This window comes from Pseudomonas sp. PLMAX, from assembly GCF_046042685.1.
Classification (GTDB): domain Bacteria; phylum Pseudomonadota; class Gammaproteobacteria; order Pseudomonadales; family Pseudomonadaceae; genus Aquipseudomonas; species Aquipseudomonas putida_AE.
Genome location: NZ_CP064949.1, coordinates 604,604 through 628,347, shown reverse-complemented (window position 1 = coordinate 628,347; position 23,744 = coordinate 604,604). Strand labels below are relative to the sequence as shown.

Here is a 23,744-nt window from a genome sequence, read left to right as displayed (position 1 = left end):
TTCTGTGAGCGAACTCATTCGCGTACCTGACATCGGCAGCGGTGAAGGTGAAGTAATTGAACTGTTTGTGAAGGTCGGCGACCGTATCGAAGCCGAGCAGAGCATCCTGACGCTGGAATCGGACAAGGCGAGCATGGAAGTGCCTGCGCCGAAGGCCGGTATCGTCAAGAGCCTGAAAGTGAAGCTGGGCGATCGCCTGAAAGAAGGCGACGAACTGCTGGAGCTGGAAGTCGAAGGTGCCGCTGCTGCTCCTGCGGCTGCAGCTGCGCCTGCTGCTGCAAAAGCAGAAGAGAAACCGGCCGCTGCACCAGCGCCGGCCGCTCCTGCTGCTGCGCCTGCTGCCGCTTCGGTTCAGCAAGTGCACGTGCCGGACATCGGTTCGTCGGGCAAGGCCCAGATCATCGAGATCCAGGTCAAGGTCGGCGACACCGTCGCAGCTGATCAGTCGCTGATCACCCTGGAATCCGACAAGGCCAGCATGGAAATCCCGTCGCCTGCCGCTGGCGTGGTCAAGGCCATCAGCGTCAAGCTCAACGACGAAGTCGGTACCGGCGACCTGATCCTGGACCTGGAAGTGGCGGGTGCTGCGGCACCGGCTGCTGCCGCTCCGGCCCAGGCTGCCGCTCCTGCTGCCGCTGCTCCTGCGCCAGCCGCTGCCGCTCCGGCTGCTCCGGTTGCCGACAGCGTCCAGGACATCCACGTTCCGGACATCGGTTCGGCGGGCAAGGCCAAGATCATCGAAGTGTTGGTCAAGGCCGGCGACACCGTTGAAGCCGACCAGTCGCTGATCACCCTGGAATCCGACAAGGCGAGCATGGAAATTCCATCGCCTGCCGCTGGCGTGGTGGAGAGCGTCTCCGTCAAGCTGGACGACGAAGTCGGTACCGGCGACCTGATCCTCAAGCTGAAAGTCAAAGGCGCTGCCCCGGCCGCTGCTGCGGCACCTGCCGCTGCCGCGCCGAGTACTCCTGCGCCAGCCGCTGCTGCTCCTGCTGCTGCTGCTGCAGCACCTGCCGCCGCCGCACCGGTTGCCGCTCCAGCCCGACCTGGCGCCAAGGTTCACGCCGGCCCTGCCGTGCGTCAACTGGCCCGTGAATTCGGTGTCGAGCTGAGCGCCGTTGGTGCCAGCGGTCCTCACGGTCGCATCCTCAAGGAAGACGTGCAGGTCTACGTCAAAGCCATGATGCAGAAGGCCAAGGAAGCACCGGCCGCTGCTGCTGGCGCTACCGGTGGCGCGGGCATCCCGCCGATTCCGGTCGTGGACTTCAGCCGCTTCGGTGAAATCGAAGAAGTGCCGATGACCCGCCTGATGCAGGTCGGCGCTGCCAACCTGCACCGCAGCTGGCTGAACGTGCCGCACGTGACGCAATTCGACTCGGCGGATATCACCGAGCTGGAAGCGTTCCGTACCGCCCAGAAAGCCGTCGCAGAGAAGGCCGGCGTCAAGCTGACCATCCTGCCGTTGCTGCTCAAGTCCTGCGCGCACCTGCTCAAGGAACTGCCGGACTTCAACAGCTCGCTGGCGCCAAGCGGCAAAGCGATCATCCGCAAGAAATACGTGAATATCGGCTTCGCCGTCGACACTCCGGATGGCCTGCTGGTACCGGTCATCAAGAACGTCGACCAGAAGAGCCTGCTGCAACTGGCTGCCGAAGCTGCTTCCCTGGCTGAAAAAGCCCGGACCAAGAAGCTCTCGTCGGATGAGATGCAAGGCGCCTGCTTCACCATTTCCAGCCTCGGGCACATTGGCGGCACCGGCTTCACGCCGATCGTCAACGCGCCGGAAGTGGCGATCCTCGGTGTTTCCAAGGCAACCATCCAGCCAGTCTGGGACGGCAAAGCCTTCCAGCCGAAACTGATGCTGCCGCTGTCGCTGTCCTACGATCACCGTGTGATCAACGGCGCCGCTGCTGCACGCTTCACCAAGCGTCTGAGCGACCTGCTGGCGGACATCCGCACCATCCTGCTGTAACACCGGCCGGCCCTCCCTTACCGGAGGGCCTGTCGCGTTTCACGTTTTCCGAGCGCCACGCTCGTACCTCAACCCCGCCAATTTGGCGGGGCTTTTTTTGCCCGGTGTTTTTTACTCATTAGATGAGTTCCTACATTTGTGGCTGATATCCCCCACAAGTCGAGTCCATTTCAGCCCGGTATTTTTCAAGGCCAAATAACTAGCCTGCTTGCACGGCCATTTAAAGCCGATTGCTCGTTAATACCAACCGAATGGATTCGAACATGTTTAAACCTACAGTCGGGCCAATCATTGGCCACACCACAACTAACCACGCACGTATCTTTTTGCGTGGAGAGGCAAATAAAGACGCACGTGCATTTGCCGGCATTCGTTATCGGCGCCTCGGTGACGAGAACTGGTCAAAGGGTACTTTCGCCGAACTCGAGAAAGCCCGTGACATGTCCGCCGTCCTGGTTCTCAACGACCTGACCGCCGACACCGTGCATGAATATCAGGCAGGCTGGTTCAACCCGGTGCACTCTGCAGGGACAATTCAGGAACTGACCTTGCAGTGGCCGCGGCAGATCCATCGCTTGCGCACCCGTTCAAGCCAGGCCACACAACCCAGGGCCTATGTTATGGGTTCTTGCCGCTATCTGCGGCTGACCGCAGGCATTGCGGCCGAACCGCATCTGGGTGACAGGATATTCGCGTCAATAGCAAGACTGGCCGAGCAGGCCGATCCGCCTGTCAGTGCAATGTTGATGACCGGTGACCAGATCTACGTCGATGATCTGAACTTCATTGCCCCGGACCGCGAACTCAAGGATATTCTTCGCAAATATCGCGTGGCCTTTTCACAGCCACACATCGCAAAGTTAATGTCAGCCCTGCCAACTTATATGACCCTCGATGATCATGAGATCGAGGACAATTGGCCAGCCAACAGAAACAAGTCCGATGACTTTCTATATGCCAATGCGATGAACGCCTATGAGTTGTACCAGGCCAGCCATGGCCCGGCATACGAACTCTGCGCCGATGGGCAAATCAACAGGAAACTGGACAAATACTGGTACCAGTTCACCGACGGTGATATCGAATGGTTCGTCACCGACACCCGTACCCGACGCAATCTTGCAGCCAACGACCGACGCATCCTCGATATCGAGCAGGAGCAGGCCTTGTGCGCCTGGCTGATCAACAGTTCGGCCCGGGTCAAATTCGTGGTCACCAGCGTCATGTTCTACCCCGACAACAAACGCCCGGACAACGACGCCTGGCAAGGCTTTCCCGCGCAACGACTACGGCTGCTTGAAACGATTCGCACACACGCCATCAAAAATGTCTTCATCATTTCAGGCGACGTCCACGGCTCATTGACCAGCCGTCTGACCCACAGCACGGACCCGAGCTTCGAAGTGCATACCATCGTCTCCTCGCCCCTGTGCAACAGCAAGCTGCTGCCCTATGCCAAGGCCTCCACCTTCATCCTCGATAAACCCCTGGCCCGAACCGCTGGGGGCGATTACCGACACGCGCTGACCAGTGATGTGATCAGCCAGGATAACTTCGCGCACCTGATCGTCGATTCGGAGCAGGTTCATGTGCGCTATCACGACCGGGATGGCGGCCTGTTACAGGCGGTCAGTATTTTGCTGCGTTAAACGCAAAAGATCGCAGCCTTCGACAGCTCCTACAGGAGTACACAACCCCCTGTAGGAGCTGCCGAAGGCTGCGAACATTTCGGCCTAATACAATCTTTCAGTCGTGCGCTGGAGAAATCTTCACTGCTGCCGACATATTCTTATAGCACTTGGCCTTCATCTCTCTTGTCAGTCAGTGTCGCAATGATGCAACCTTGCCGCAGGCAACAGTAAAGAGGGCGAGAGCCCGGCGCGATCAGCATATTCGAAGCGAGTTTCCCTCCATGAAAAGCCAACCCGATGCCGCCAGCCGTATGGTGGCCGAGGTAGTGACGCAGCTGCCTGTGCCCTCGCGGCTCGGCATGCTGCGTTTCGAACGGCTGAATGAACCAAGCTGGGCGCTGCTGTTTCTCGACCCCAATTGCGAACGCCAGTTCGGCCTGCCGGCGGTGGAGCTGTGCGCCCTGGTCGGCTCGCCCTACGCCAGCCTGATGGAGCCGGAAGCTCGCTATCAGCTGCACGATGCGATTCAGGCGCAGCTGAGCGAAAGCACCCACTATCTGATCCGCTACACCCTGCACACCGCCTCTGGCTCGCTGAGCCTGCTGGAACTGGGCGAAGCTTACAAACAACACAATCGACACCTGTTGCGCGGTTACCTGCTGGTCATTGACGGCCTGTTCGAGGATGACCCGCTGCTGCCGGCGCTGGACCTCGAAACCCAGAACTCGCGCCTGCAAATCGCCCTGGAGCTCAACCAGCGCGCCCAGCAGGAACAACTGCAACATCTGGACCGGGCGCGTGCCCAGCAGGACCTGATCCTGCTGCTGACCCGCCAGCGCTACAGCAGCAACAATTCCCTGCGGGAAGCCGCCGAACTGATCACGCGCAGCGCCTGCGAGATTTACCAGATCGACTGCGCCAGCCTGTGGCACCTGGAAGGCTCGATGCTGGCGCCCATCTCGGCCTATCACCGCTCGACCCAGGAATACCTGTTGCCGGCGCCGATCGACGTCAGCATATTCCCCGATTACCTCGACGCCCTGCATACCGGCCGCGCCATCGATGCCCACAACGCCATGCGCGACCCGCGCACCCGGGACATGGCCGAAAGCCTGCGTCCGCGGGATGTCAATGCGATGCTCGATGCCAGCATCCGTGTCGACGGCCAGGTGGTCGGCGTGTTGTGCCTGGAACAAACCGGTGCGACCCGCGCCTGGCAGTCGGACGAAATCGCTTTCGCCGGCGAGCTGGCGGATCAGTTTGCCCAGGTCATCAACAATCACAACCGACGGACCGCCACCAGCGCCCTGCATCTGTTCCAGCGGGCGGTCGAGCAAAGCGCCAACGCCTTTTTGCTGGTCAATTGCGATGGCATCGTGGAGTACGTCAACCCGAGCTTCACGGCGATTACCCAGTACACCACCGAAGAAGTCCACGGCCAGCGCCTGGCGGAATTGCCGGCACTGGAGAACCTCAGTGAACTGCTGTTCGACGCGCCCTCCGCGCTGGCCAAGAGCAACAGCTGGCAGGGCGAGTTCAAGAGCCGCCGCAAAAACCTCGAACCCTACTGGGGCCAGCTGTCGATCTCCAAGGTCTATGGCGACAACCGCGAGCTGACCCATTACATCGGCATCTATGAAGACATCACCCAGACCAAGCTCGCCCAGCAACGCATCGAGCGCCTGGCCTATACCGACAACCTGACCAACCTTGGCAACCGCCCGGCCTTCATTCGCAACCTCGACGAACGCTTCGCCCGCGACAGCGACGCGCCCATCAGCCTGTTGCTGGTCGACATCGACAACTTCAAGCGGATCAACGACAGCCTCGGTCATCAGACCGGCGACAAGCTGCTGATCAGCCTGGCCCGGCGTCTGCGCAACAGCCTCAACCCGGGTGGTAGCCTGGCGCGGTTTGCCAGTAACGAATTCGCGGTGCTGCTGGACAATACGGGCCTGGAACTCGGGCAGCAGGTCGCCAACCAGTTGCTCACGACCCTCGACAAACCGATGTTCGTCGACAACCAGCTGATCAGCGTGACCGGCTCGGTCGGCCTGGCCTGTGCCCCCTTGCATGGGCGCGACCCGCAGACCCTGATGCGCAACGCCGGGCTGGCCCTGCACAAGGCCAAGGCCAACGGCAAACATCAGGTGCAGATCTTCACCGAAGCCCTGAACGCCGAGGCCAGCTACAAGCTGTTCGTCGAGAACAACCTGCGCCGCGCCCTGACCCAGAACGAACTGGACGTGTTCTACCAACCCAAGCTCTGCCTGCGCAGCGGACGCCTGCTGGGGATGGAAGCACTGTTGCGCTGGAATCACCCGGAAAAAGGCATGATCCGCCCAGACCAGTTCATCAGCGTCGCGGAAGAAACCGGCCTGATCATACCGATCGGCAAATGGATCGCCCGCCAGGCCTGCCGCATGAGCAAGGCGCTGACGGCCGCCGGCCTGGGCAACCTGCAGGTGGCCATCAACTTGTCACCCAAGCAGTTCTCCGACCCGGACCTGGTGGCGTCCATCGCCAACATCCTCAAGGAAGAAGCGCTGCCGTCGCGCCTGCTGGAGCTGGAACTGACCGAAGGCCTGCTGCTGGAAGCCACCGAAGACACTCACCTGCAGCTCGACCAGCTCAAGCGCCTGGGCCTGACCCTGGCGATGGACGACTTCGGCACCGGTTACTCGTCGCTCAGCTACTTGAAAAAATTCCCCATCGACATCATCAAGATCGATCGAAGCTTCATCCACGAGATCCCGGATAACCAGGACGACATGGAAATCACCTCCGCAGTGATCGCCATGGCCCACAACCTGAAACTCAAGGTCGTGGCTGAAGGCATCGAGACCGCCGAGCAGTTGGCCTTCCTGCGTCGCCACCGTTGCGACGTTGGCCAGGGCTACCTGTTCGACAAACCGATCCCGGGCCTCGACCTGATCGACAGGCTCAAACGCTATCCGCGCGGCCCGATCGCCTGACAGCGAGCCAACACTCGGGCACACTGCATCTCTAACTATTTCAATGACTGAGAGGACTGAAGATGGTTCTGCGCTCGGAAATTCTGGTGAACAAAAACGTGCTCCCTACCAAAGAACAAGCTCTGCCTGGCCGTGAAACCCCCATGACCGTGCCGGAAAAACACTTCGTCCACGACGCCCCGCTGCTGGGTCCGTTCGCGATGGACGTGGATTTCGCGATCTTCGGCCTTGGCTGCTTCTGGGGCGCGGAACGCAGGTTCTGGCAGCGTGAAGGCGTGGTCAGTACGGCCGTAGGTTACGCTGGCGGCTTCACCCCGAACCCGACTTACGAAGAAGTCTGCTCTGGCTTGACCGGCCATAGCGAAGTCGTGCTGGTGGTCTACGAGCCGGCAAAAGTCAGCTACGAAGCGCTGCTGAAGATGTTCTGGGAACTGCACAACCCGACCCAGGGCATGCGCCAGGGCAATGACCTCGGCACCCAGTATCGCTCGGTGATCTACGCGACCAACCCGAGCCAACTGGAAGCCGCGAAAAAAAGCGCGCAGGTGTTCCAGGTCGAACTGACCAAGGCCGGCAAGGGCATCATCACCACCGAAATCGACGAAGCTCCGACGTTCTTCTTCGCCGAGGCTTATCACCAGCAGTATCTGGCGAAAAACCCGGAAGGCTATTGCGGGATTGGCGGTACCGGTGTGACCTGCCCTATCTGATCTGACGCAAAATCTTTTGTAGGAGCTGGCTTGCCAGCGAAGGCGGCGGGAAGCCTTACGGTGATCTCCCGGACGCCTTCGCCGGCAAGCCGGCTCCTACAGGCCGAGCATTACTCGGCAATCAACCAATCCATCCGCCACCCGCCCTGCGTCTGCCCAAGCTTCTCGGACAACCACGGCAGCAACTCACGCAACTCTTCCTCCAGCCCCCACGGCGGATTGGCAATCGCCAAACCGGAGCCGTTCAGGCTGTTAGGCGTATCCAACGGATGCACCAGCAACTCGACCCGCAACAACTTCGGCGCACCGGTACCGGCCAGGTCCTGGTAGAAACGGCGCAACGCGCGCTGATCCTTCACCGGGTACCAGATCGCCGCCACGGTCTGGCGCATCCGCCCCACAGCCTCTTTCAAGGACGCTGCACAGCGCTGCATCTCGTCGAGCTTTTCGAACGGCGGATCGATCAACATCACCGCGCGCTTCTCGGGCACTGGAAGCAACGCCCGCGGCACATGCCAACCTTCACCAAGATGCACCTTGACCCGCCGATCCCCGGCCATATTGTCCTTGAGCAACACGCCGTCTTCCGTGTGTTTCTCGTTGAGCAACACACGGTCCTGCGCACGCGTCAGGCGCCGCGCCAACTCCGGCGACCCCGGGTAATAGCGTAACTGTCCATCCGGGTTCATCTCATGCAGCACCTGCATGTAATCAGCCGTCAGGATCGGCAGATCCGGCTGATCCCACAAACGCGCGATGCCTTCCAGGTACTCACCGGTACGGCTGGCCTGATCGCCTTGAAGGTCGTACAGACCAATGCCGGCGTGAGTGTCGAGATAGGCAAACGGCTGCTCCTTGCGCGACATCAGTGCGATGAGGCGGGTCAAGGTCAGGTGTTTGAACACATCGGCGTGATTGCCGGCATGGAAGGCGTGGCGATAATTCATGGTTGCTCCTGCGAAGGCCGGCAAGTTTACCTTTTACCGGCCAGCAAGTCAGGGGTTGGGGGCTGAGTGGCCCTCAACGTCAAAAGATCGCAGCCTTCGGCAGCTCCTACAGGGATCGCGCAAGATGGATCTGACACCTGTAGGAGCTGCCGAAGGCTGCGATCTTTGATCTTGATCTTGTGACAACACCTACCCCCCGCCGAAGACCGCCCCCGCAACTAGCACCCACTTTGTCCAAAGAGAACATCCATCTTGGTATAGCCCCCCCGCAGTCCCCAGCCGCTCTCGGTATGGACTTTGTGTGTTTCAGCTAAGCACTCCTGATTTTTCTATTATGACCAGCAATACCGTTGCAGCGATAAGTCCGATAAAACTCCATTGCAGCATTACAAGCTGCTGCTTAAGTTTTAGCGGGAAGCTGTCTATGTCCTCAGCGCTGGCCAGACCTCGTTAAGGAAAAATCCGGGAAATGTAAGAATGCTAGAGATGTTCCCTATCAACTGTATCCTGCCATAAAAACTTGAACGCCTTTTTATGCCGAGAGTCAGGAGGAAGGAGCTGTTTTGGAAATGCTCGGACAAGACGTCACCCTTGGTGTAACCCAAGTACAGTGCGACTCCAAAAGCAACAAGTGCCCCACCAAAAACTACCAGTCCTGATGCTAGGAATAGTGCGTCTGCAACGCTTATGCTCATTGAGTGATCTCGGAAAATCCTCGCCAATTTGCTAGCTAATCTAGTATTCCTGACCAGCCTAGACAGGCTAGTAACGCCATAGAGATAAAAACCCCTATAAAGCTCCATTGCAGCGCTATAAGCTTTCGTTTGTAATGCAAGGGGAAGTTTCCAGCATCTGCAGCATCGAGGATTCCGTGTTTTAAAAAAAACCGAGGAAATGTCACCACAAAAGAAATTCCTCCCACAAGCTGTATTTTTCCGTAAGGGCCTGAGTGCCTATGCGTAGCACTAGTTATACTTGAAGCACTATTCTTGAAACACTTAGACATCTGCTCACCTTGGGTATAACCCAAGTAAAGGGCAATGGCGATGCACATGAAAAGACCAACGCCTACGAAACAACTCAAAATACCAACAACAATTCCTGCGGTACTCATTTCGTCGCCTCATACACCACCTCACCAATTAGTTCACCAAGCTTTCCACCCATTTCGCCACCTGCGTAAGCTCCAGCGCCAGCCACGACGATGCTGCATGCCAAAGTGCCTATCCCGCCTGTAGGCACCCCTAATCCAATACACAGTGCACCGACAACTGGGGCACTTAACATCCAGCCAGCCCCCATACCGCCGCCGACGCCAACAACAAAACTTCCTGTTTCAGTAAATCTAACCCGTTCGCATGCCTCGGTGTTTCCCGCAGTACACACTTCTCGAACCTTCAAGACAGATGCTCCTCCGCCGACGGCTGTCCCGAGCCAACCGCCGTATTTGACGTATTTAGAAGCCTTCGCCACACCTTCAAGATGGGTGACATGACCCGGTATTTGCCCCGCTGGACTGGCATTGGTCCAGTGGTGGACCAGGCTTTGGCTGGAAATACCCAACATTTTTTTCAAGTTGATATGGTCAGGGAATCCAATGCCCTTGCGGGTCAGTGCCGTCATATGGCTGTTCAGTTGTGCAAGCAGACGCTGGCGCTCTGCAAAGAATGCTGGCGAACGCAGGTGCCCATCTCTCTGCAGCGTATTCTGTTGCAACGCTTCAATATCCCTCAAGGCATTGCCTACGTTACCCAGGTTGTTCTTGAAAATACTCGCGCCAACGCCAATAGCGTTCGAGCCATAGGTCAGGAAGGCCTGGATGACATCACGGTGTTGCACCATGAAATCCGCTTCTTCCGGGCTAAGCGATTCAATGATCTGGTTGGTCTTGGCCGCCACGTCCATGAGCAGGGCTTCTTCACGGGTGCACTGGTAGTTGTTGGGGTCACTCAGCACGATCATCGAGCCGGCTTTGACGTCACGCAAGTTGGGATTGAGCAGCTTGAATTTGCCCATCACCGCCGGGTCACGCACGGTGAACAAGGAGGCTTCAAGTTGTTCGCGGGTGGTGCTCTTGGGCACGATGTAGAAGCCTGGTTCCTGGGTTGCTGCACTGCCTAAGGAAACCGGCTTGGGAGTGCTCGACGCAGACGCGAAACCGGCTGGACGTGGTGCTGCCGGGTTGCCGGCGAAAGGTGTGGTCGGTTGGGGCGCGGCCCCTGTGGTCTGGGGCGCAGCACTGCTACGCGACTCATAAGTGGCGTTAAAAACCGACGGGATCAACCTGGCTCTGCACGGGCAGGTGCTGTAGCTGTCCAGCGAGCCCGCCACGATCCTGCCATGACTGTTGATGTAGGAGACGCCTCCCACGATCTTGTAGGTTTCGTCGTTTTTGCCGCAGGAAACGCGGTCGCCTTCACGCGCATGGGCGATACCAAACATCATGACGCGTGTGTCGGCTTCCAACACCTTGCCGCCGCAAGTGGTCTCGTCACCCAGGCGAATGAAATGTCCTTTGGCCATTGCTGATCTCCCTCTCTGCTGGCGCCCCAGTCATGGAAAGCGCACCACTGTTAACCATCGATAAGCCGACTCGGGATGAGCGGCTTAACGCAAAGTACGTGGACAAAGAGGAAACTCAAGACGGTCTAGAAAATCAGGAAATGCCTTACGAGCTGGACGGAAAAGGACCACGGAAACGGGATGACTAACGCCGGTTTTCGGTCCTGGCGCGCCAAAAAAAACGGCCCGCACCTTGAGGCTGCGAGCCGTTCTTTCATCAGCGACGGGGAGCGTTCACCCCATCACTTATCACTTGTTCAAACGGAAATCCGCCTCGGCAGCAGCAAAGCGCGAAAGCATGCCGGCAGTCGGCGTGCCCAGCTTGCTGACGATGTAGATCGCCAGGCTGGCGAAGATGAAGCCAGGGATGATTTCGTACAGGCCCAGCAGTTCGAAATGCTTCCAGACGATCACGGTGATCGCGCCGACCAGGATGCCGGCCAGTGCGCCGTTGCGGGTCATGTCTTTCCAGATCACGGAGATCAGTACGACCGGACCGAATGCAGCGCCGAAACCGGCCCAGGCGTAGCTCACCAGGCCCAGTACGCGGTTTTCCGGGTTGGCGGCCATCGCGATGGCAATCAGGGCAACCAGCAGCACCATGGCGCGGCCGACCCAGACCAGTTCAACCTGGGAAGCGGATTTACGCAGGAAGGTCTTGTAGAAGTCTTCGGTCAGGGCGCTCGAGCACACCAGCAGCTGGCAGCTCAGGGTGCTCATGACCGCCGCCAGAATGGCCGACAGCAGTACACCGGCAACCCATGGGTTGAACAGGATTTTCGCCAGCTCTATGAACACACGCTCGTGGTTTTCGGTCACAGGACCTGCTACTTCCGGGTGCGCCGAGAAATAGGCGATACCGAAGAAGCCTACCGCCACGGTGCCGCCCAGGCACAGGATCATCCAGGCCATGGAGATGCGACGGGCCTTGGCGATCGACTTCACCGAATCGGCTGCCATGAAACGCGCCAGGATGTGCGGCTGGCCGAAGTAGCCCAGGCCCCAACCCATCAGCGAGATGATGCCGATGAAGGTGGTGTTCTTCAGCATGTCGAAGTTGCTGGCGTCTTGCGCTTCGATGGCCAGGAACGTGGTGTCGACGCCACCGGTGGCCAGCAGCACGATGATCGGCGTGAGCAACAGGGCGAAGATCATCAGGGTCGCTTGTACGGTGTCAGTCCAGCTCACTGCCAGGAAACCGCCGACGAAGGTGTAGGCAATCGTCGCCGCAGCACCGGCCCACAGCGCTGTCTCGTAGGACATGCCGAAGGTGCTTTCGAACAGGCGGGCGCCGGCCACGATGCCGGAAGCGCAGTAGATGGTGAAGAACACCAGGATCACGACGGCGGAGATGATCCGCAGCAGGCCGCTTTTGTCTTCGAAACGGCTTGAGAAGTAGTCCGGTAGGGTCAACGCATCGCCGTTGTGCTCGGTCTGCACACGCAGACGGCCGGCGACGAACAGCCAGTTGAGGTACGCACCGACGATCAGGCCGATGGCGATCCAGCTTTCGGACAGACCGGACATGTAGATCGCGCCCGGCAGGCCCATCAACAACCAGCCGCTCATGTCGGAGGCGCCGGCGGACAGTGCGGTCACGACGCTGCCCAGGCTACGACCGCCCAGGATGTAATCGGAAAGGTTGTTGGTAGAGCGATAGGCCATGAAGCCGATCAGCACCATTGCTGCGATGTAGATCACGAACGTGATCAGGGTTGGATTGCTTACGCTCATTTAAGTGACGCCCTGGCTTTGTTTTTATGTAGCAGCGGCTGGTGAACCGCTGGCAAACGGTGACGTTTGACAGACGATCCGGGATCCCGCGCATTTATGACTGATGTTTCCCCAGGAAAGCCATCAGCCGGAGCACCTGAATTCAATTCGGGTTGCACCTTGGGCACGAATGCTATTCAACAAAGCAAATAAGGTGCAACCAGTTTCTCGAGAATAAGTTGCACCTAGTCGGAAATAAATTTCAAACCCGGTTTTTTGCTCCTTTTCGGAGCAAGAAGGAGGATCAGCCACCCTAAAAAGCACCAAGCAGGGGCGGCACTTGCGTACCAGAATTTATTTCCTGACGAGCTGCGTAACATTCCGACAAAAAAAGGGTTGCACCCGGTTGCACCTCAACAGTCGCACGGCTAATCTTGCCGCCAGCTGATGCCACGCAGTCGTGGCAAACATGAGGATAAAAACATGGCTACCACCACCCTTGGGGTCAAACTTGACGACCCGACCCGCGAACGCCTCAAGGCTGCCGCGACCTCGATTGATCGCACGCCGCATTGGCTGATCAAGCAGGCAATCTTCAATTACCTGGAAAAACTCGAGGGTGGTGCAACCCTGTCCGAGCTGAATGGTTTGACCAAGGATTCCGACGACAACGTCGACGCGCCTCTGGATCACGCCCACCAGTGCTTCCTCGAATTCGCCGAAAGCATCCTGCCGCAATCCGTACTGCGCGCTTCGATCACTGCCGCCTACCGTCGCCCCGAGCCGGAAGTGGTGCCGATGCTGATCGAGCAGGCTCGCCTGCCGGCGCCTATGGCCGAAGCCACCAACAAGCTCGCTGCGTCTATCGCGGAAAAACTGCGCAACCAGAAGAGCGCTGGCGGCCGTGCCGGTATCGTTCAGGGCCTGCTGCAGGAATTCTCCCTGTCGTCCCAGGAAGGCGTGGCGCTGATGTGCCTGGCCGAAGCGCTGCTGCGCATCCCGGACAAAGGCACCCGCGACGCCCTGATCCGCGACAAGATCAGCACCGGCAACTGGCACCCGCACCTGGGCAACAGCCCGTCGCTGTTCGTCAACGCCGCGACCTGGGGCCTGCTGCTGACCGGCAAGCTGGTGTCTACGCACAACGAAGCCGGCCTGACGTCGTCCCTGAGCCGCATCATCGGCAAGAGCGGCGAGCCGATGATCCGCAAGGGTGTCGACATGGCCATGCGCCTGATGGGCGAGCAGTTCGTCACCGGCGAAACCATCGCCGAAGCGCTGGCCAACGCCAGCAAGTTCGAAGCCAAGGGTTTCCGCTATTCCTACGACATGCTCGGTGAAGCCGCACTGACCGAGCACGATGCGCAGAAGTACCTGGCCTCGTACGAACAAGCCATCCACTCGATCGGCAAAGCGTCCCACGGTCGTGGGATTTATGAAGGCCCGGGCATTTCGATCAAGCTGTCCGCCCTGCACCCGCGTTACAGCCGTGCGCAGTACGAGCGCGTGATGGATGAGCTGTACCCGCGCCTGCTGTCGCTGACCCTGCTGGCCAAGCAATACGACATCGGCCTGAACATCGACGCCGAAGAAGCCGACCGACTGGAGCTGTCGCTGGATCTGCTCGAGCGCCTGTGCTTCGAGCCGCAACTGACTGGCTGGAACGGCATCGGTTTCGTCATCCAGGCTTACCAGAAGCGTTGCCCGTACGTGATCGACTACGTGATCGACCTGGCTCGCCGCAGCCGTCATCGCCTGATGATCCGCCTGGTGAAAGGCGCGTACTGGGACAGCGAGATCAAGCGCGCCCAGGTCGAAGGCCTGGAAGGCTATCCGGTCTACACCCGCAAGGTGTACACCGACGTGTCCTACATCGCTTGCGCACGCAAACTGCTGTCGGTGCCGGAAGTCATCTACCCGCAGTTCGCCACGCACAACGCCCACACCCTGTCGGCCATTTATCACATCGCCGGTCAGAACTATTACCCGGGCCAGTATGAGTTCCAGTGCCTGCACGGCATGGGTGAACCGCTGTACGAACAGGTTGTAGGCAAAGTTTCCGAAGGCAAGCTGAACCGTCCGTGCCGCGTGTACGCACCGGTCGGCACCCATGAAACCCTGCTGGCCTACCTGGTGCGTCGCCTGCTGGAAAACGGCGCGAACACCTCGTTCGTCAACCGGATTGCCGACCAGTCGATTTCGATCCAGGAACTGGTAGCCGACCCGGTAGCCAGCATCGAGCAGATGGCGACCGTGGAAGGTGGTTTCGGCCTGCCGCACCCGCGCATTCCGCTGCCGCGTGACCTGTACGGTGCCGAGCGCGCCAACTCCAGCGGCATCGACATGGCCAACGAACATCGCTTGGCGTCGCTGTCCTGCGCCCTGCTGGCCACCGCGCACAACCACTGGAAGGCCGCGCCGATGCTCGGTTGCGCGTCCAGCAGCGAAACCCCCGCGCCAGTGCTGAACCCGTCCGACCTGCGTGACGTGGTTGGCCATGTACAGGAAGCGACCGTCGAAGACGTCGACAACGCGATCCAGTGCGCCCTGAACGCCGCGCCAATCTGGCAGGCCACCCCGCCGGCCGAACGCGCCGCGATCCTGGAACGCGCCGCCGACCTGATGGAAGGCGAGATCCAGCCGCTGATGGGCCTGCTGGCTCGCGAAGCCGGCAAGACCTTCGCCAACGCCATCGCCGAGGTGCGTGAAGCCGTGGACTTCCTGCGTTACTACGCGGTGCAGGCACGCAACGATTTCACCAATGACGCCCACCGCCCGCTGGGCCCGGTGGTGTGCATCAGCCCGTGGAACTTCCCGCTGGCGATCTTCAGCGGCCAGGTAGCTGCGGCACTGGCAGCCGGTAACCCGGTCTTGGCCAAGCCAGCGGAACAGACGCCGCTGGTCGCAGCTCAAGCCGTGCGCCTGCTGCTCGAAGCCGGCATTCCCGAGGGCGTGCTGCAACTGCTGCCGGGTCGCGGCGAAACCGTCGGCGCTGGCCTTGTGGGTGATGATCGCGTCAAAGGCGTGATGTTCACCGGTTCCACCGAAGTCGCTCGTCTGCTGCAACGCAACATTGCCGGTCGCCTAGACAGCCAGGGTCGTCCGATTCCGCTGATCGCCGAAACCGGTGGCCAGAACGCGATGATCGTCGACTCTTCGGCACTGACCGAACAGGTGGTGATCGACGTGGTGTCGTCGGCCTTCGACAGTGCCGGTCAGCGTTGCTCGGCCCTGCGCGTGCTGTGCCTGCAGGAAGATTCCGCCGACCGCGTGATCGAAATGCTCAAGGGCGCCATGGCTGAAAGCCGCCTCGGCAACCCTGAGCGCCTGTCCGTGGACATCGGCCCGGTGATCGACGCCGAAGCCAAGGCTGGCATCGAGAAGCACATCCAGGCCATGCGCGACAAAGGTCGCAGCGTTTACCAGGTGGCCATCGCCGACGCCGAAGAAGTCAAACGCGGCACCTTCGTGATGCCGACGCTGATCGAACTGGAAAGCTTCGACGAACTGCAACGGGAGATCTTCGGTCCGGTGCTGCACGTGGTGCGCTACAAGCGCAAGGACATCGATCAACTGATCGCGCAGATCAACGCTTCCGGCTACGGTCTGACCCTGGGTGTGCACACCCGCATCGACGAGACCATCGCCAAGGTGATCGACAACGTCAATGCCGGTAACGTCTACGTGAACCGCAACATCGTCGGTGCCGTGGTCGGCGTGCAGCCGTTCGGCGGCGAAGGCCTGTCGGGTACTGGTCCGAAAGCCGGTGGCCCGCTGTACCTGTACCGCCTGCTGTCGACCCGTCCTACCGATGCGATCGAACAATCCTTCGCTCGCGGTGACGCCATCGCAGCGCCGGACGTTCGTCTGCGCGACGCCATGAGCAAGCCGCTGACCGTCCTGAAAGCCTGGGCCGACAGCAACAAGTTCGCCGACCTGAGCACCCTGTGCGTACAGTTCGCCGCACAATCGCAAAGCGGTATCACCCGCGTGCTGGCTGGCCCGACCGGCGAGCGCAACAGTTATGCGATCCTGCCGCGTGAGCACGTGCTGTGCCTGGCGGAAGTCGAAGGCGATCTGCTGACGCAACTGGCGGCAGTACTGGCTGTCGGCGGTTCGGCGGTATGGCCGGAAGCTGAGCTGACCAAGGCTTTGTTCGCCCGCCTGCCGAAAGATATTCAGGCACGCATCAAGCTTGTGTCCGACTGGAACAAGGACGAAGTGGTGATTGATGCGGTGCTGCATCACGGCCATTCCGACCAGTTGCGCGCGGTTTGCCAGCAAGTGGCCAAGCGTGCCGGTGCCATTGTCGGGGTTCAGGGCTTGTCGCAGGGTGAAACCAACATTGCGTTGGAGCGCCTGGTGATTGAGCGGGCGTTGAGTGTTAACACGGCTGCGGCGGGCGGTAATGCCAGCTTGATGACGATCGGATAAACCGCAACACGATCGGGCAGCCGCAATGGCTGCCCGATATGCAATACCCCTGTGGGAGCGGGCTTGCTCGCGAAGGCGGTGTGTCATTCAACAAAGATGTTGAATTTGCCGGCCTCTTCGCGAGCAAGCCCGCTCCCACATTTGTTATTGTGGCGCCAGCTAAGGCCCTGCTCTGTCCTACCATCACGCTCATCAATCATCCTGTTCAACCACTATTCCCACGCCTAGACTCGGCCCATCCCAACAAAAGGTAGGCCGCCATGTCCGAGACGTTGCTCAGTTCCCGCAATCTGGCTTTCGAGCTGTATGAAGTCCTCGATGCCGAGGGCCTGACCCAGCGTGAGCGTTTCGCCGAGCACAATCGCGAGACCTTCGATGCCGCCCTCGGCACCGCCCGCAACATCGCCGAGAAGTTCTTCGCCCCGCACAACCGCAAGGGCGACGAGAACGAGCCGCGTTATGAAGACGGCAAGGCGATCCTGATTCCCGAAGTGAAACCGGCGGTGGATGCCTTCCTCGAAGCGGGCTTCCTCAATGCCGCACGCAGTTTCGACGCCGGCGGCATGCAACTGCCCACCCTGCTGTCCCAGGCCTGCTTCGCCCACTTTCAATCGGCCAACGCGGCGACGACGTCCTATCCCTTCCTGACCATGGGCGCGGCGAACCTGATCGAAAGTTTCGGCACCGAAGAACAGAAGCGCCGCTTCCTGCAACCGATGATCGACGGTCGCTTCTTTGGCACCATGGCCCTGACCGAACCCCATGCGGGCTCGTCGCTGTCGGATATTCGCACACGGGCCGAGCCTGCGCCGGACGGGACCTATCGACTCAAGGGCAACAAGATTTTCATCTCCGGCGGCGATCATCCGCTGTCGGAAAACATCGTGCACATGGTCCTGGCCAAGCTGCCGGATGCACCCGCAGGGGTGAAGGGCATTTCGCTGTTCATCGTGCCCAAGTTCCTGGTCAACGATGACGGCAGCCTTGGCCAGCGTAACGACGTGCTGCTGGCAGGGCTGTTCCACAAGATGGGCTGGCGCGGCACCACGTCTACCGCGCTGAACTTCGGCGATAACGGTGAGTGCGTCGGCTATCTGGTGGGCAAGCCGCACCACGGCCTGAGCTACATGTTCCAGATGATGAACGAAGCGCGGATCGGCGTCGGCATGGGCGCGGTGATGCTTGGCTACGCCGGCTACCTGTATTCCCTGGAGTACGCCCGCGAGCGTCCGCAGGGTCGCGTGCCGGACAGCAAGGACCCGAACACTGCGCCCGTGGCGATCATCCAGCACGCCGACGTCAAACGCATGCTGCTGACCCAGAAGGCTTACGTCGAAGGTTCGTTCGACCTGGGTTTGTACACCGCCCGCCTGTTCGACGACACCACCACCCTCGAGACCGAAGCCGAACGCAAGCAGGCCCATGAACTGCTGGACCTGCTGACGCCCATCGCCAAATCCTGGCCGTCGGAGTTTTGCCTGAAAGCCAACGAGCTGGCGATCCAGATCCTCGGCGGTCACGGCTATACCCGCGAATATCCGGTTGAACAGTACTACCGCGACAACCGCCTCAACCCGATCCACGAAGGCACCCACGGCATCCAGTCGCTGGACCTGCTGGGGCGCAAACTGGCACAGAACGGCGGTGCCGGGCTTAAGCAACTGATCCGCCTGATCGCCGACACCACCGAGCGCGCACAGGCCCATGAATCGCTGACTGCACTGCGTGAGCCGCTGGAGAAACTGGTGGCGCGCCTGCAAACCGTGACCATTGGCCTGCTGACGGACCTGGCCCAGGGTAAGGTCAACAGCAGCCTGGCCAACTCGGCGCTGTACCTGAAAGTGTTTGGCCATGCAGTGATTGGCTGGCGCTGGCTGGAACAGGCGATTCGCGCCGAGGAAGGGCTGGCCAAGGGGAATGCGGCGGATGTGAGTTTCTATAAAGGCAAGTTGCAGGCGGCACGGTACTTCCTGACCTGGGAAGTGCCGGGTTGTCACCATGAACTAGCGATTCTTGAGGCGCGGGATGATGTTTGCTTGAACATGCAGGATGAGTGGTTCTGATCCAAGTCTTGAGGTGCAGCTGAAATCCATTCGCGAGCAAGCCCGCTCCCACAGTTGAAATGCGATCCACTGTGGGAGCGGGCTTGCTCGCGAAGAGGCCCGCACCGACAACCCATCAATTCAAGCGAAACCCACCCATCTGCCGCGCCAGATCATCCGCCAACCGCTGCAACGTCTGACAATCCTCCCGGCAAGCCCTGACCTCCCCCGCCGTCGCCCGCGCCAGGTCGGAAATCCCCTGTACGTTGCGATTGATCTCCTCGGTCACCGCCGACTGCTCTTCAGTCGCCGTCGCCACCTGGTGGTTCATGTCGCTGATGCGTTCGACCTGCCCGGTAATCGCCGTCAACGAGGCCCCGGTGCGCTGGCTCGACTCAACCCCCGTGCCCGTGGCCGCTTGCCCGGAATGCATCGAAGACACCGCGTTCTCCGCGCCCTGTTTGAGGCTGCCGATCATCTGCTGGATCTCATCGGTGGAAGCCTGGGTACGTCGAGCCAAAGTGCGCACTTCATCGGCAACCACCGCAAATCCGCGACCCATGTCCCCGGCCCGCGCAGCCTCGATGGCGGCATTGAGCGCCAGCAGGTTGGTCTGTTCGGAAATCCCGCGAATCACCGCCAGCACCTGATCGATCGAGGCCACCTGATTGGCCAGCTCGCCCACGGCGCTGGCGGCGACACCGATTTCGTCGGACATGCTTTCAATATGGCGGATCGAACCGCCGACCACTTCCCGAGCCTGCAGGGCTTCATCCCGGGCGTTTTGCGAAGCGACTGCCGCGTTGCCGGCGTTTTGCGCAATTTCCTGCACGGTCAGGCCCATTTCGTGAACAGCGGTGGCAACCATGTCGGTCATCTCCTGCTGGCGCCCGGAACGCTCTGCGGTGTTGTCCACCACCCGCGCCACCTGACCGACTGCGGTGCGCAAGCGTTCGCTGGTGGCCAGCACTTCGCCGATCATCTCGCGCTGGCTATCAAGGAACCGATTGAAGCCACGCGCCAGATCGCCCAGTTCATCGGCGCGACTGGCATCCAGCCGATGGGTCAAATCTCCACCACCGCTACCGATGGCGACCAGCGCCGCTGTTACCTGACGAATCGGCCGTACCAGGCCACGGGCCAGCAACACCACCAGCAGCAGGCACACCAGTGCCACCGCCAGGCCAATACCGCCGCTCATCCACATGGCGCGACGGGCCTCGGCGTAGATTTGCGCCTGTGGCACTTCGGCCACCAGGGTCCAGCCGAGATCGCGCAGGGGCAGGCTCAATGCCAGGAAATCTTCGCCATCGCGCTGGAAGTTGCTGCTCGCTGCGTTTCCTTGACTCATGACCGCTTGCGCCGCAGGGCCACCCACCTGCTCAGCCAAGGTGCGTTTGCCACTGAATTGCGCTTCAGGATGGACCTGGATCAAACCGTCGGAACGCACGAGATAGACCTTGCCGCGCTCACCGAAACTGAAATTGTGAATCAGCTCCGAGAGCCCTTTCATGCTCAGTCCCAGCCCGGCGACGCCCACAACCTTTCCTGCCTTCTCGACTTTAAGGTCGATGAACAGCGCCAATTCTCCGGTGGCCGTGTCGTTGTCGATATTGAGCGTGCGCGGCTGGTTGCTGTCGAGAAACGAGTAGAACCAGGCGTCTTTCGGATTGGAACGACTGAGGGTCCGGTCCAGGCCTTTTTCGTTGAAGTAATGATTGGACGCGGTACCGACGATAATCGTGGTAAAGGCCTTGTGCTCGGCGCGGATGCCTTCGAGATAGGCAGTAAAGGTGTCGACCTGGGCACTGTCTTCACCCGCAGCCAGCCAGTCACGCACCATGCTGTTGCTGGCGATGTCCTTGGCGGCGGTGAGGGGTTGGACGAGGATGCGCTCGATGTCGTTGCGCATCGCTTCGATGCTCGACGGCAGCGCCTGTTCGACCAGATAGCGCTGGGCGAGGCGGTTGACCACGAGGGTATAAACGCCAACCACGATCACGATGCTGACCAGCAGGGCGGTGCCCATGCTCAGGATCAATTGCCACTGAATACTGCGACGCCAGAACTGCATGGAGCACCCCCAAAGAATAAGAGGCTGAAACACTGCAACAGCCGTGCCGATTGTATACAACTAAACCGACAATTTATTCTTTGGTTGTGCGCAAAGCCGATCAGGCCTGATTGATCGTCTTGGAGATCACTTCAACCGTGGCGCTGACTTGCTCTTGGTAACGGTCGAGTTCCTGTTTGTGCTGCTTTTGCATTTCGATCTGCTGGGAACACAGATTCATCGCCGCCAGCACCAGCAGTCGGTCACCGATCAGGGTCGGGTACTTCTTTTTGGTGTCGGCCAGGGCAGCTTTCAGCATCAACGCAGCGTCCAGCAGGGTCTGCTCTTCCCCGGCCGGTGCCTTGATCGAATAGTCTTCCCCCAGGATCGAGACGACTTTCACACCTGGGCCGTAACTCATGCGTTGACAGGGCCAGCGCTGACGCGCTCAACCAGGGCCTGGATGCGTGCTACGGTGGCGCCTTGCTTCTCTTCCTGTTCCATCAGGCTCAGTTGCAGGCTTTCGTTTTCGTCCTTGGCCTGGGCCAGTTCGGCGCTCAGGGCCTGGTTGGTGCCGACCAACGCCTGGTTCTGTTGCACGAGGTCGCTGACCAGTTGTTCCAATTGGCTTAGGGATGCTTCCAACATTTTGATTTTCCGGGCATTTTCAAAGGGCGCGTACGATAAAGAAAAGTCACGATGGATGCCAGGGTTATGCGGGCGCAAGGCCTTGATTTTCCTGGCCGGTGACCATTCTCGCGAACTGTAGAGACTGTGATTGGCCGATCTGGTTCCTGCACTTCGTCGCCATGGTGCAAATCCACGAGCATCGACCGTGTGCCCCTGCAAAGCTTTTTGACAGCATCACATTTCAACAGGTTAGAATCGCTGGCACGCAGACTGCATGGTCAGTTTGTGCCCGCTATCCAGCCTTCCGGAGTACTGCCTTTGAATGCGACGACCATCAACAGCCTGTTCTTGATCGGCGCGTTGCTGGTAGGTGCGAGCATTCTGGTGAGTTCACTCTCGTCGCGCCTCGGCATCCCGATCCTGGTGATCATCCTGGCCGTGGGTATGGCGGCCGGCGTCGATGGCGGCGGTATTATCTTCGACAACTACCCCACCGCTTATCTGGTCGGCAACCTGGCATTGGCGGTGATCCTGCTCGACGGCGGATTGCGTACCCGCGTGTCGAGTTTCCGCGTGGCGTTATGGCCGGCGCTGTCGCTGGCCACGGTCGGGGTGTTGATCACCACCGGGTTGACCGGCATGGCCGCGGCCTGGCTGTTCGACCTGAACCTGATCCAGGGCCTGCTGATCGGCGCCATCGTCGGTTCCACCGATGCCGCGGCGGTGTTTTCGCTACTGGGCGGCAAAGGCCTGAACGAACGGGTGACCGCCAGCCTGGAGATCGAATCCGGCAGCAACGACCCGATGGCGGTGTTCCTCACCGTGACCCTGATCGACATGCTTGCCAGTGGCCAGACCGGCCTGCACTGGAGCCTGCTGACCCACCTGCTGCGCGAGTTCGGCATCGGCGGTGTGATCGGCCTCGGCGGTGGCTGGCTCATGCTGCAACTGGTCAACCGGATCAACCTGGCCACCGGCCTCTATCCCATCCTGGTGATTGCCGGCGGCCTGGTGGTGTTCGCCCTGACCAACGCCCTGCATGGCAGCGGTTTCCTGGCCGTGTACCTGTGCGGGCTGGTCATTGGTAACCGGCCGGTGCGCAGCCGCCACGGCATTTTGCACATGCTCGACGGCATGGCCTGGCTGGCGCAGATCGGCATGTTCCTGGTGCTGGGGCTGCTGGTCACGCCCCACGACCTGTTGCCGATTGCATTGCCGGCGCTGGGACTGGCGCTGTGGATGATCCTGTTTGCCCGGCCGTTGTCGGTGATGGTCGGCCTGCTGCCGTTCAAGGCCTTCCACGGGCGAGAGAAAGCGTTTATTTCCTGGGTTGGTCTGCGCGGTGCGGTTCCGATCATTCTGGCGGTGTTCCCGCTGATGGCGGGCCTGCCCAACGCCCAACTGTACTTCAACCTCGCCTTCTTTATCGTGCTGGTGTCGCTGCTGGTGCAAGGCACTAGCCTGCCATGGATCGCCAAGCTCCTGAAGGTAACCGTGCCGCCCGAGCCTGCGCCAATTTCCCGCTCCGCCCTGGAAGTGCACGTCACCAGCGAGTGGGAACTGTTCGTTTATCGTCTTGGCGCCGAAAAATGGTGCATCGGCTCGCCCCTTCGCGAACTGAAAATGCCGGAAGGCACGCGCATCGCCGCCCTGTTTCGTGGCCAGCAACTGCTCCATCCGTCGGGTAGTACGGTGCTGGAAGTCGATGATTTGCTGTGTGTTATCGGCCACGAACACAACCTGGCGGCCCTCGGAAAACTGTTCAGCCAGGCACCGCAACGCGGCCTCGATTTGCGCTTCTTCGGCGACTTCGTACTCGAAGGAGACGCCCAGCTGGCCGCGGTTGCTGCCCTGTACGGGTTGAAGGTCGAAGGCATCGATCCGAGCATGTCGCTGGGCCACTTCATCGCCCAGAAGGTGGGGGGTGCACCCGTGGTCGGTGACCAGGTGGAATGGAACAATACCATCTGGACCGTCGCGGTCATGGAGGGGAACAAGATCGGCAAAGTGGGCGTCAGATTCCCCGAAGGAAGTCGCCCGGGTCCGGGACTCTTCCTCTAAACTCCACTCTTCGT

General features: G+C 60.2%; 14 protein-coding genes and 1 pseudogene. 7 read left to right on the top strand and 8 right to left on the bottom strand.

What is annotated here, in order from left to right; translation table 11 throughout:
• The first annotated feature begins 4 nt into the window (after positions 1–4).
• From aceF to msrA, 4 genes are all read left to right on the top strand, one after another.
• On the top strand, positions 5–1,972 hold the full coding sequence (gene aceF, locus DKB71_RS02850; RefSeq protein WP_408599568.1) for a dihydrolipoyllysine-residue acetyltransferase: 1,968 nt from the start codon (positions 5–7) through the stop codon (positions 1,970–1,972).
• Positions 1,973–2,235: 263 nt separating this feature from the next.
• A complete protein-coding gene (locus DKB71_RS02845) occupies positions 2,236–3,621 on the top strand; it encodes an alkaline phosphatase D family protein (protein ID WP_408599567.1) in 1,386 nt (461 codons plus the stop codon).
• A gap of 263 nt (positions 3,622–3,884) precedes the next feature.
• Positions 3,885–6,578, top strand: a complete 2,694-nt coding sequence (locus DKB71_RS02840; protein ID WP_408599566.1) for a putative bifunctional diguanylate cyclase/phosphodiesterase — start codon at positions 3,885–3,887, stop codon at positions 6,576–6,578.
• Positions 6,579–6,640: 62 nt separating this feature from the next.
• Positions 6,641–7,288 (top strand): peptide-methionine (S)-S-oxide reductase MsrA, encoded by a 648-nt coding sequence (gene msrA / locus DKB71_RS02835; RefSeq protein ID WP_323608930.1) that lies wholly within the window; start codon positions 6,641–6,643, stop codon positions 7,286–7,288.
• Between the two features lie 110 nt (positions 7,289–7,398).
• On the opposite strand, the gene DKB71_RS02830 is transcribed toward msrA, so the two are convergent.
• The 4 genes from DKB71_RS02830 to putP all read right to left on the bottom strand — a co-directional run bounded on the left by DKB71_RS02830 (position 7,399) and on the right by putP (position 12,531).
• On the bottom strand, positions 7,399–8,235 hold the full coding sequence (locus DKB71_RS02830; RefSeq protein WP_408599565.1) for a 23S rRNA (adenine(2030)-N(6))-methyltransferase RlmJ: 837 nt from the start codon (positions 8,233–8,235) through the stop codon (positions 7,399–7,401).
• 730 nt (positions 8,236–8,965) lie between these two features.
• Positions 8,966–9,349 carry a hypothetical protein gene (locus DKB71_RS02825; protein ID WP_408599564.1) on the bottom strand — a complete coding sequence of 128 codons (384 nt, stop codon included), beginning with the start codon at positions 9,347–9,349 and terminating at the stop codon, positions 8,966–8,968.
• Positions 9,346–10,758 (bottom strand): PAAR domain-containing protein, encoded by a 1,413-nt coding sequence (locus DKB71_RS02820; RefSeq protein WP_408599563.1) that lies wholly within the window; start codon positions 10,756–10,758, stop codon positions 9,346–9,348. Before DKB71_RS02820 ends, DKB71_RS02825 begins: the two co-directional genes overlap by 4 nt.
• Before the next feature lie 288 nt (positions 10,759–11,046).
• Positions 11,047–12,531, bottom strand: a complete 1,485-nt coding sequence (putP, locus tag DKB71_RS02815) for a sodium/proline symporter PutP (RefSeq protein WP_274076046.1) — start codon at positions 12,529–12,531, stop codon at positions 11,047–11,049.
• 462 nt (positions 12,532–12,993) lie between these two features.
• Here putP and putA point away from each other — a divergent pair, with 462 nt between their 5' ends.
• Both putA and DKB71_RS02805 read left to right on the top strand, forming a co-directional pair.
• A complete protein-coding gene (gene putA / locus DKB71_RS02810; protein WP_408599562.1) occupies positions 12,994–16,944 on the top strand; it encodes a trifunctional transcriptional regulator/proline dehydrogenase/L-glutamate gamma-semialdehyde dehydrogenase in 3,951 nt (1,316 codons plus the stop codon).
• A gap of 260 nt (positions 16,945–17,204) precedes the next feature.
• Positions 17,205–19,007: an acyl-CoA dehydrogenase gene (locus DKB71_RS02805; RefSeq protein WP_406591494.1), complete on the top strand. Its 1,803-nt coding sequence runs from the start codon at positions 17,205–17,207 to the stop codon at positions 19,005–19,007.
• A gap of 115 nt (positions 19,008–19,122) precedes the next feature.
• Here DKB71_RS02805 and DKB71_RS02800 read toward each other — a convergent pair whose 3' ends face one another.
• From DKB71_RS02800 to DKB71_RS02785, 4 genes and pseudogenes are all read right to left on the bottom strand, one after another.
• Complete coding sequence (locus DKB71_RS02800; protein WP_408601056.1) at positions 19,123–19,854, bottom strand: methyl-accepting chemotaxis protein; 732 nt, start codon at positions 19,852–19,854, stop codon at positions 19,123–19,125.
• Positions 19,855–19,986: 132 nt separating this feature from the next.
• Positions 19,987–21,015 (bottom strand): annotated as a pseudogene (locus tag DKB71_RS02795) (cache domain-containing protein); the annotation flags it as partial.
• 145 nt (positions 21,016–21,160) lie between these two features.
• Complete coding sequence (locus DKB71_RS02790) at positions 21,161–21,460, bottom strand: cell division protein ZapA (protein ID WP_046819903.1); 300 nt, start codon at positions 21,458–21,460, stop codon at positions 21,161–21,163.
• A complete protein-coding gene (locus DKB71_RS02785; protein ID WP_046819963.1) occupies positions 21,457–21,687 on the bottom strand; it encodes a hypothetical protein in 231 nt (76 codons plus the stop codon). The genes DKB71_RS02790 and DKB71_RS02785 overlap by 4 nt, the downstream gene beginning before the upstream one ends.
• Positions 21,688–21,987: 300 nt before the next feature.
• On the opposite strand from DKB71_RS02785, the gene DKB71_RS02780 reads away from it, so the two are divergent.
• Complete coding sequence (locus tag DKB71_RS02780; protein WP_323606454.1) at positions 21,988–23,730, top strand: potassium/proton antiporter; 1,743 nt, start codon at positions 21,988–21,990, stop codon at positions 23,728–23,730.
• The last annotated feature ends 14 nt before the right edge of the window (positions 23,731–23,744 follow it).

Excerpts from the sequence above, each read along its gene's own strand:
- DKB71_RS02845 (WP_408599567.1), top strand. The coding sequence starts at position 2,236 with ATGTTTAAACCTACAGTCGGGCCAATCATTGGCCACACCACAACTAAC.
- DKB71_RS02830 (WP_408599565.1), bottom strand. The coding sequence starts at position 8,235 with ATGAATTATCGCCACGCCTTCCATGCCGGCAATCACGCCGATGTGTTC.
- DKB71_RS02800 (WP_408601056.1), bottom strand. The coding sequence starts at position 19,854 with ATGGTTGCCACCGCTGTTCACGAAATGGGCCTGACCGTGCAGGAAATT.
- DKB71_RS02805 (WP_406591494.1), top strand. The coding sequence starts at position 17,205 with ATGTCCGAGACGTTGCTCAGTTCCCGCAATCTGGCTTTCGAGCTGTAT.
- DKB71_RS02785 (WP_046819963.1), bottom strand. The coding sequence starts at position 21,687 with ATGTTGGAAGCATCCCTAAGCCAATTGGAACAACTGGTCAGCGACCTC.
- DKB71_RS02825 (WP_408599564.1), bottom strand. The coding sequence starts at position 9,349 with ATGAGTACCGCAGGAATTGTTGTTGGTATTTTGAGTTGTTTCGTAGGC.
- DKB71_RS02840 (WP_408599566.1), top strand. The coding sequence starts at position 3,885 with ATGAAAAGCCAACCCGATGCCGCCAGCCGTATGGTGGCCGAGGTAGTG.
- msrA (WP_323608930.1), top strand. The coding sequence starts at position 6,641 with ATGGTTCTGCGCTCGGAAATTCTGGTGAACAAAAACGTGCTCCCTACC.
- putA (WP_408599562.1), top strand. The coding sequence starts at position 12,994 with ATGGCTACCACCACCCTTGGGGTCAAACTTGACGACCCGACCCGCGAA.
- DKB71_RS02820 (WP_408599563.1), bottom strand. The coding sequence starts at position 10,758 with ATGGCCAAAGGACATTTCATTCGCCTGGGTGACGAGACCACTTGCGGC.
- DKB71_RS02790 (WP_046819903.1), bottom strand. The coding sequence starts at position 21,460 with ATGAGTTACGGCCCAGGTGTGAAAGTCGTCTCGATCCTGGGGGAAGAC.
- putP (WP_274076046.1), bottom strand. The coding sequence starts at position 12,531 with ATGAGCGTAAGCAATCCAACCCTGATCACGTTCGTGATCTACATCGCA.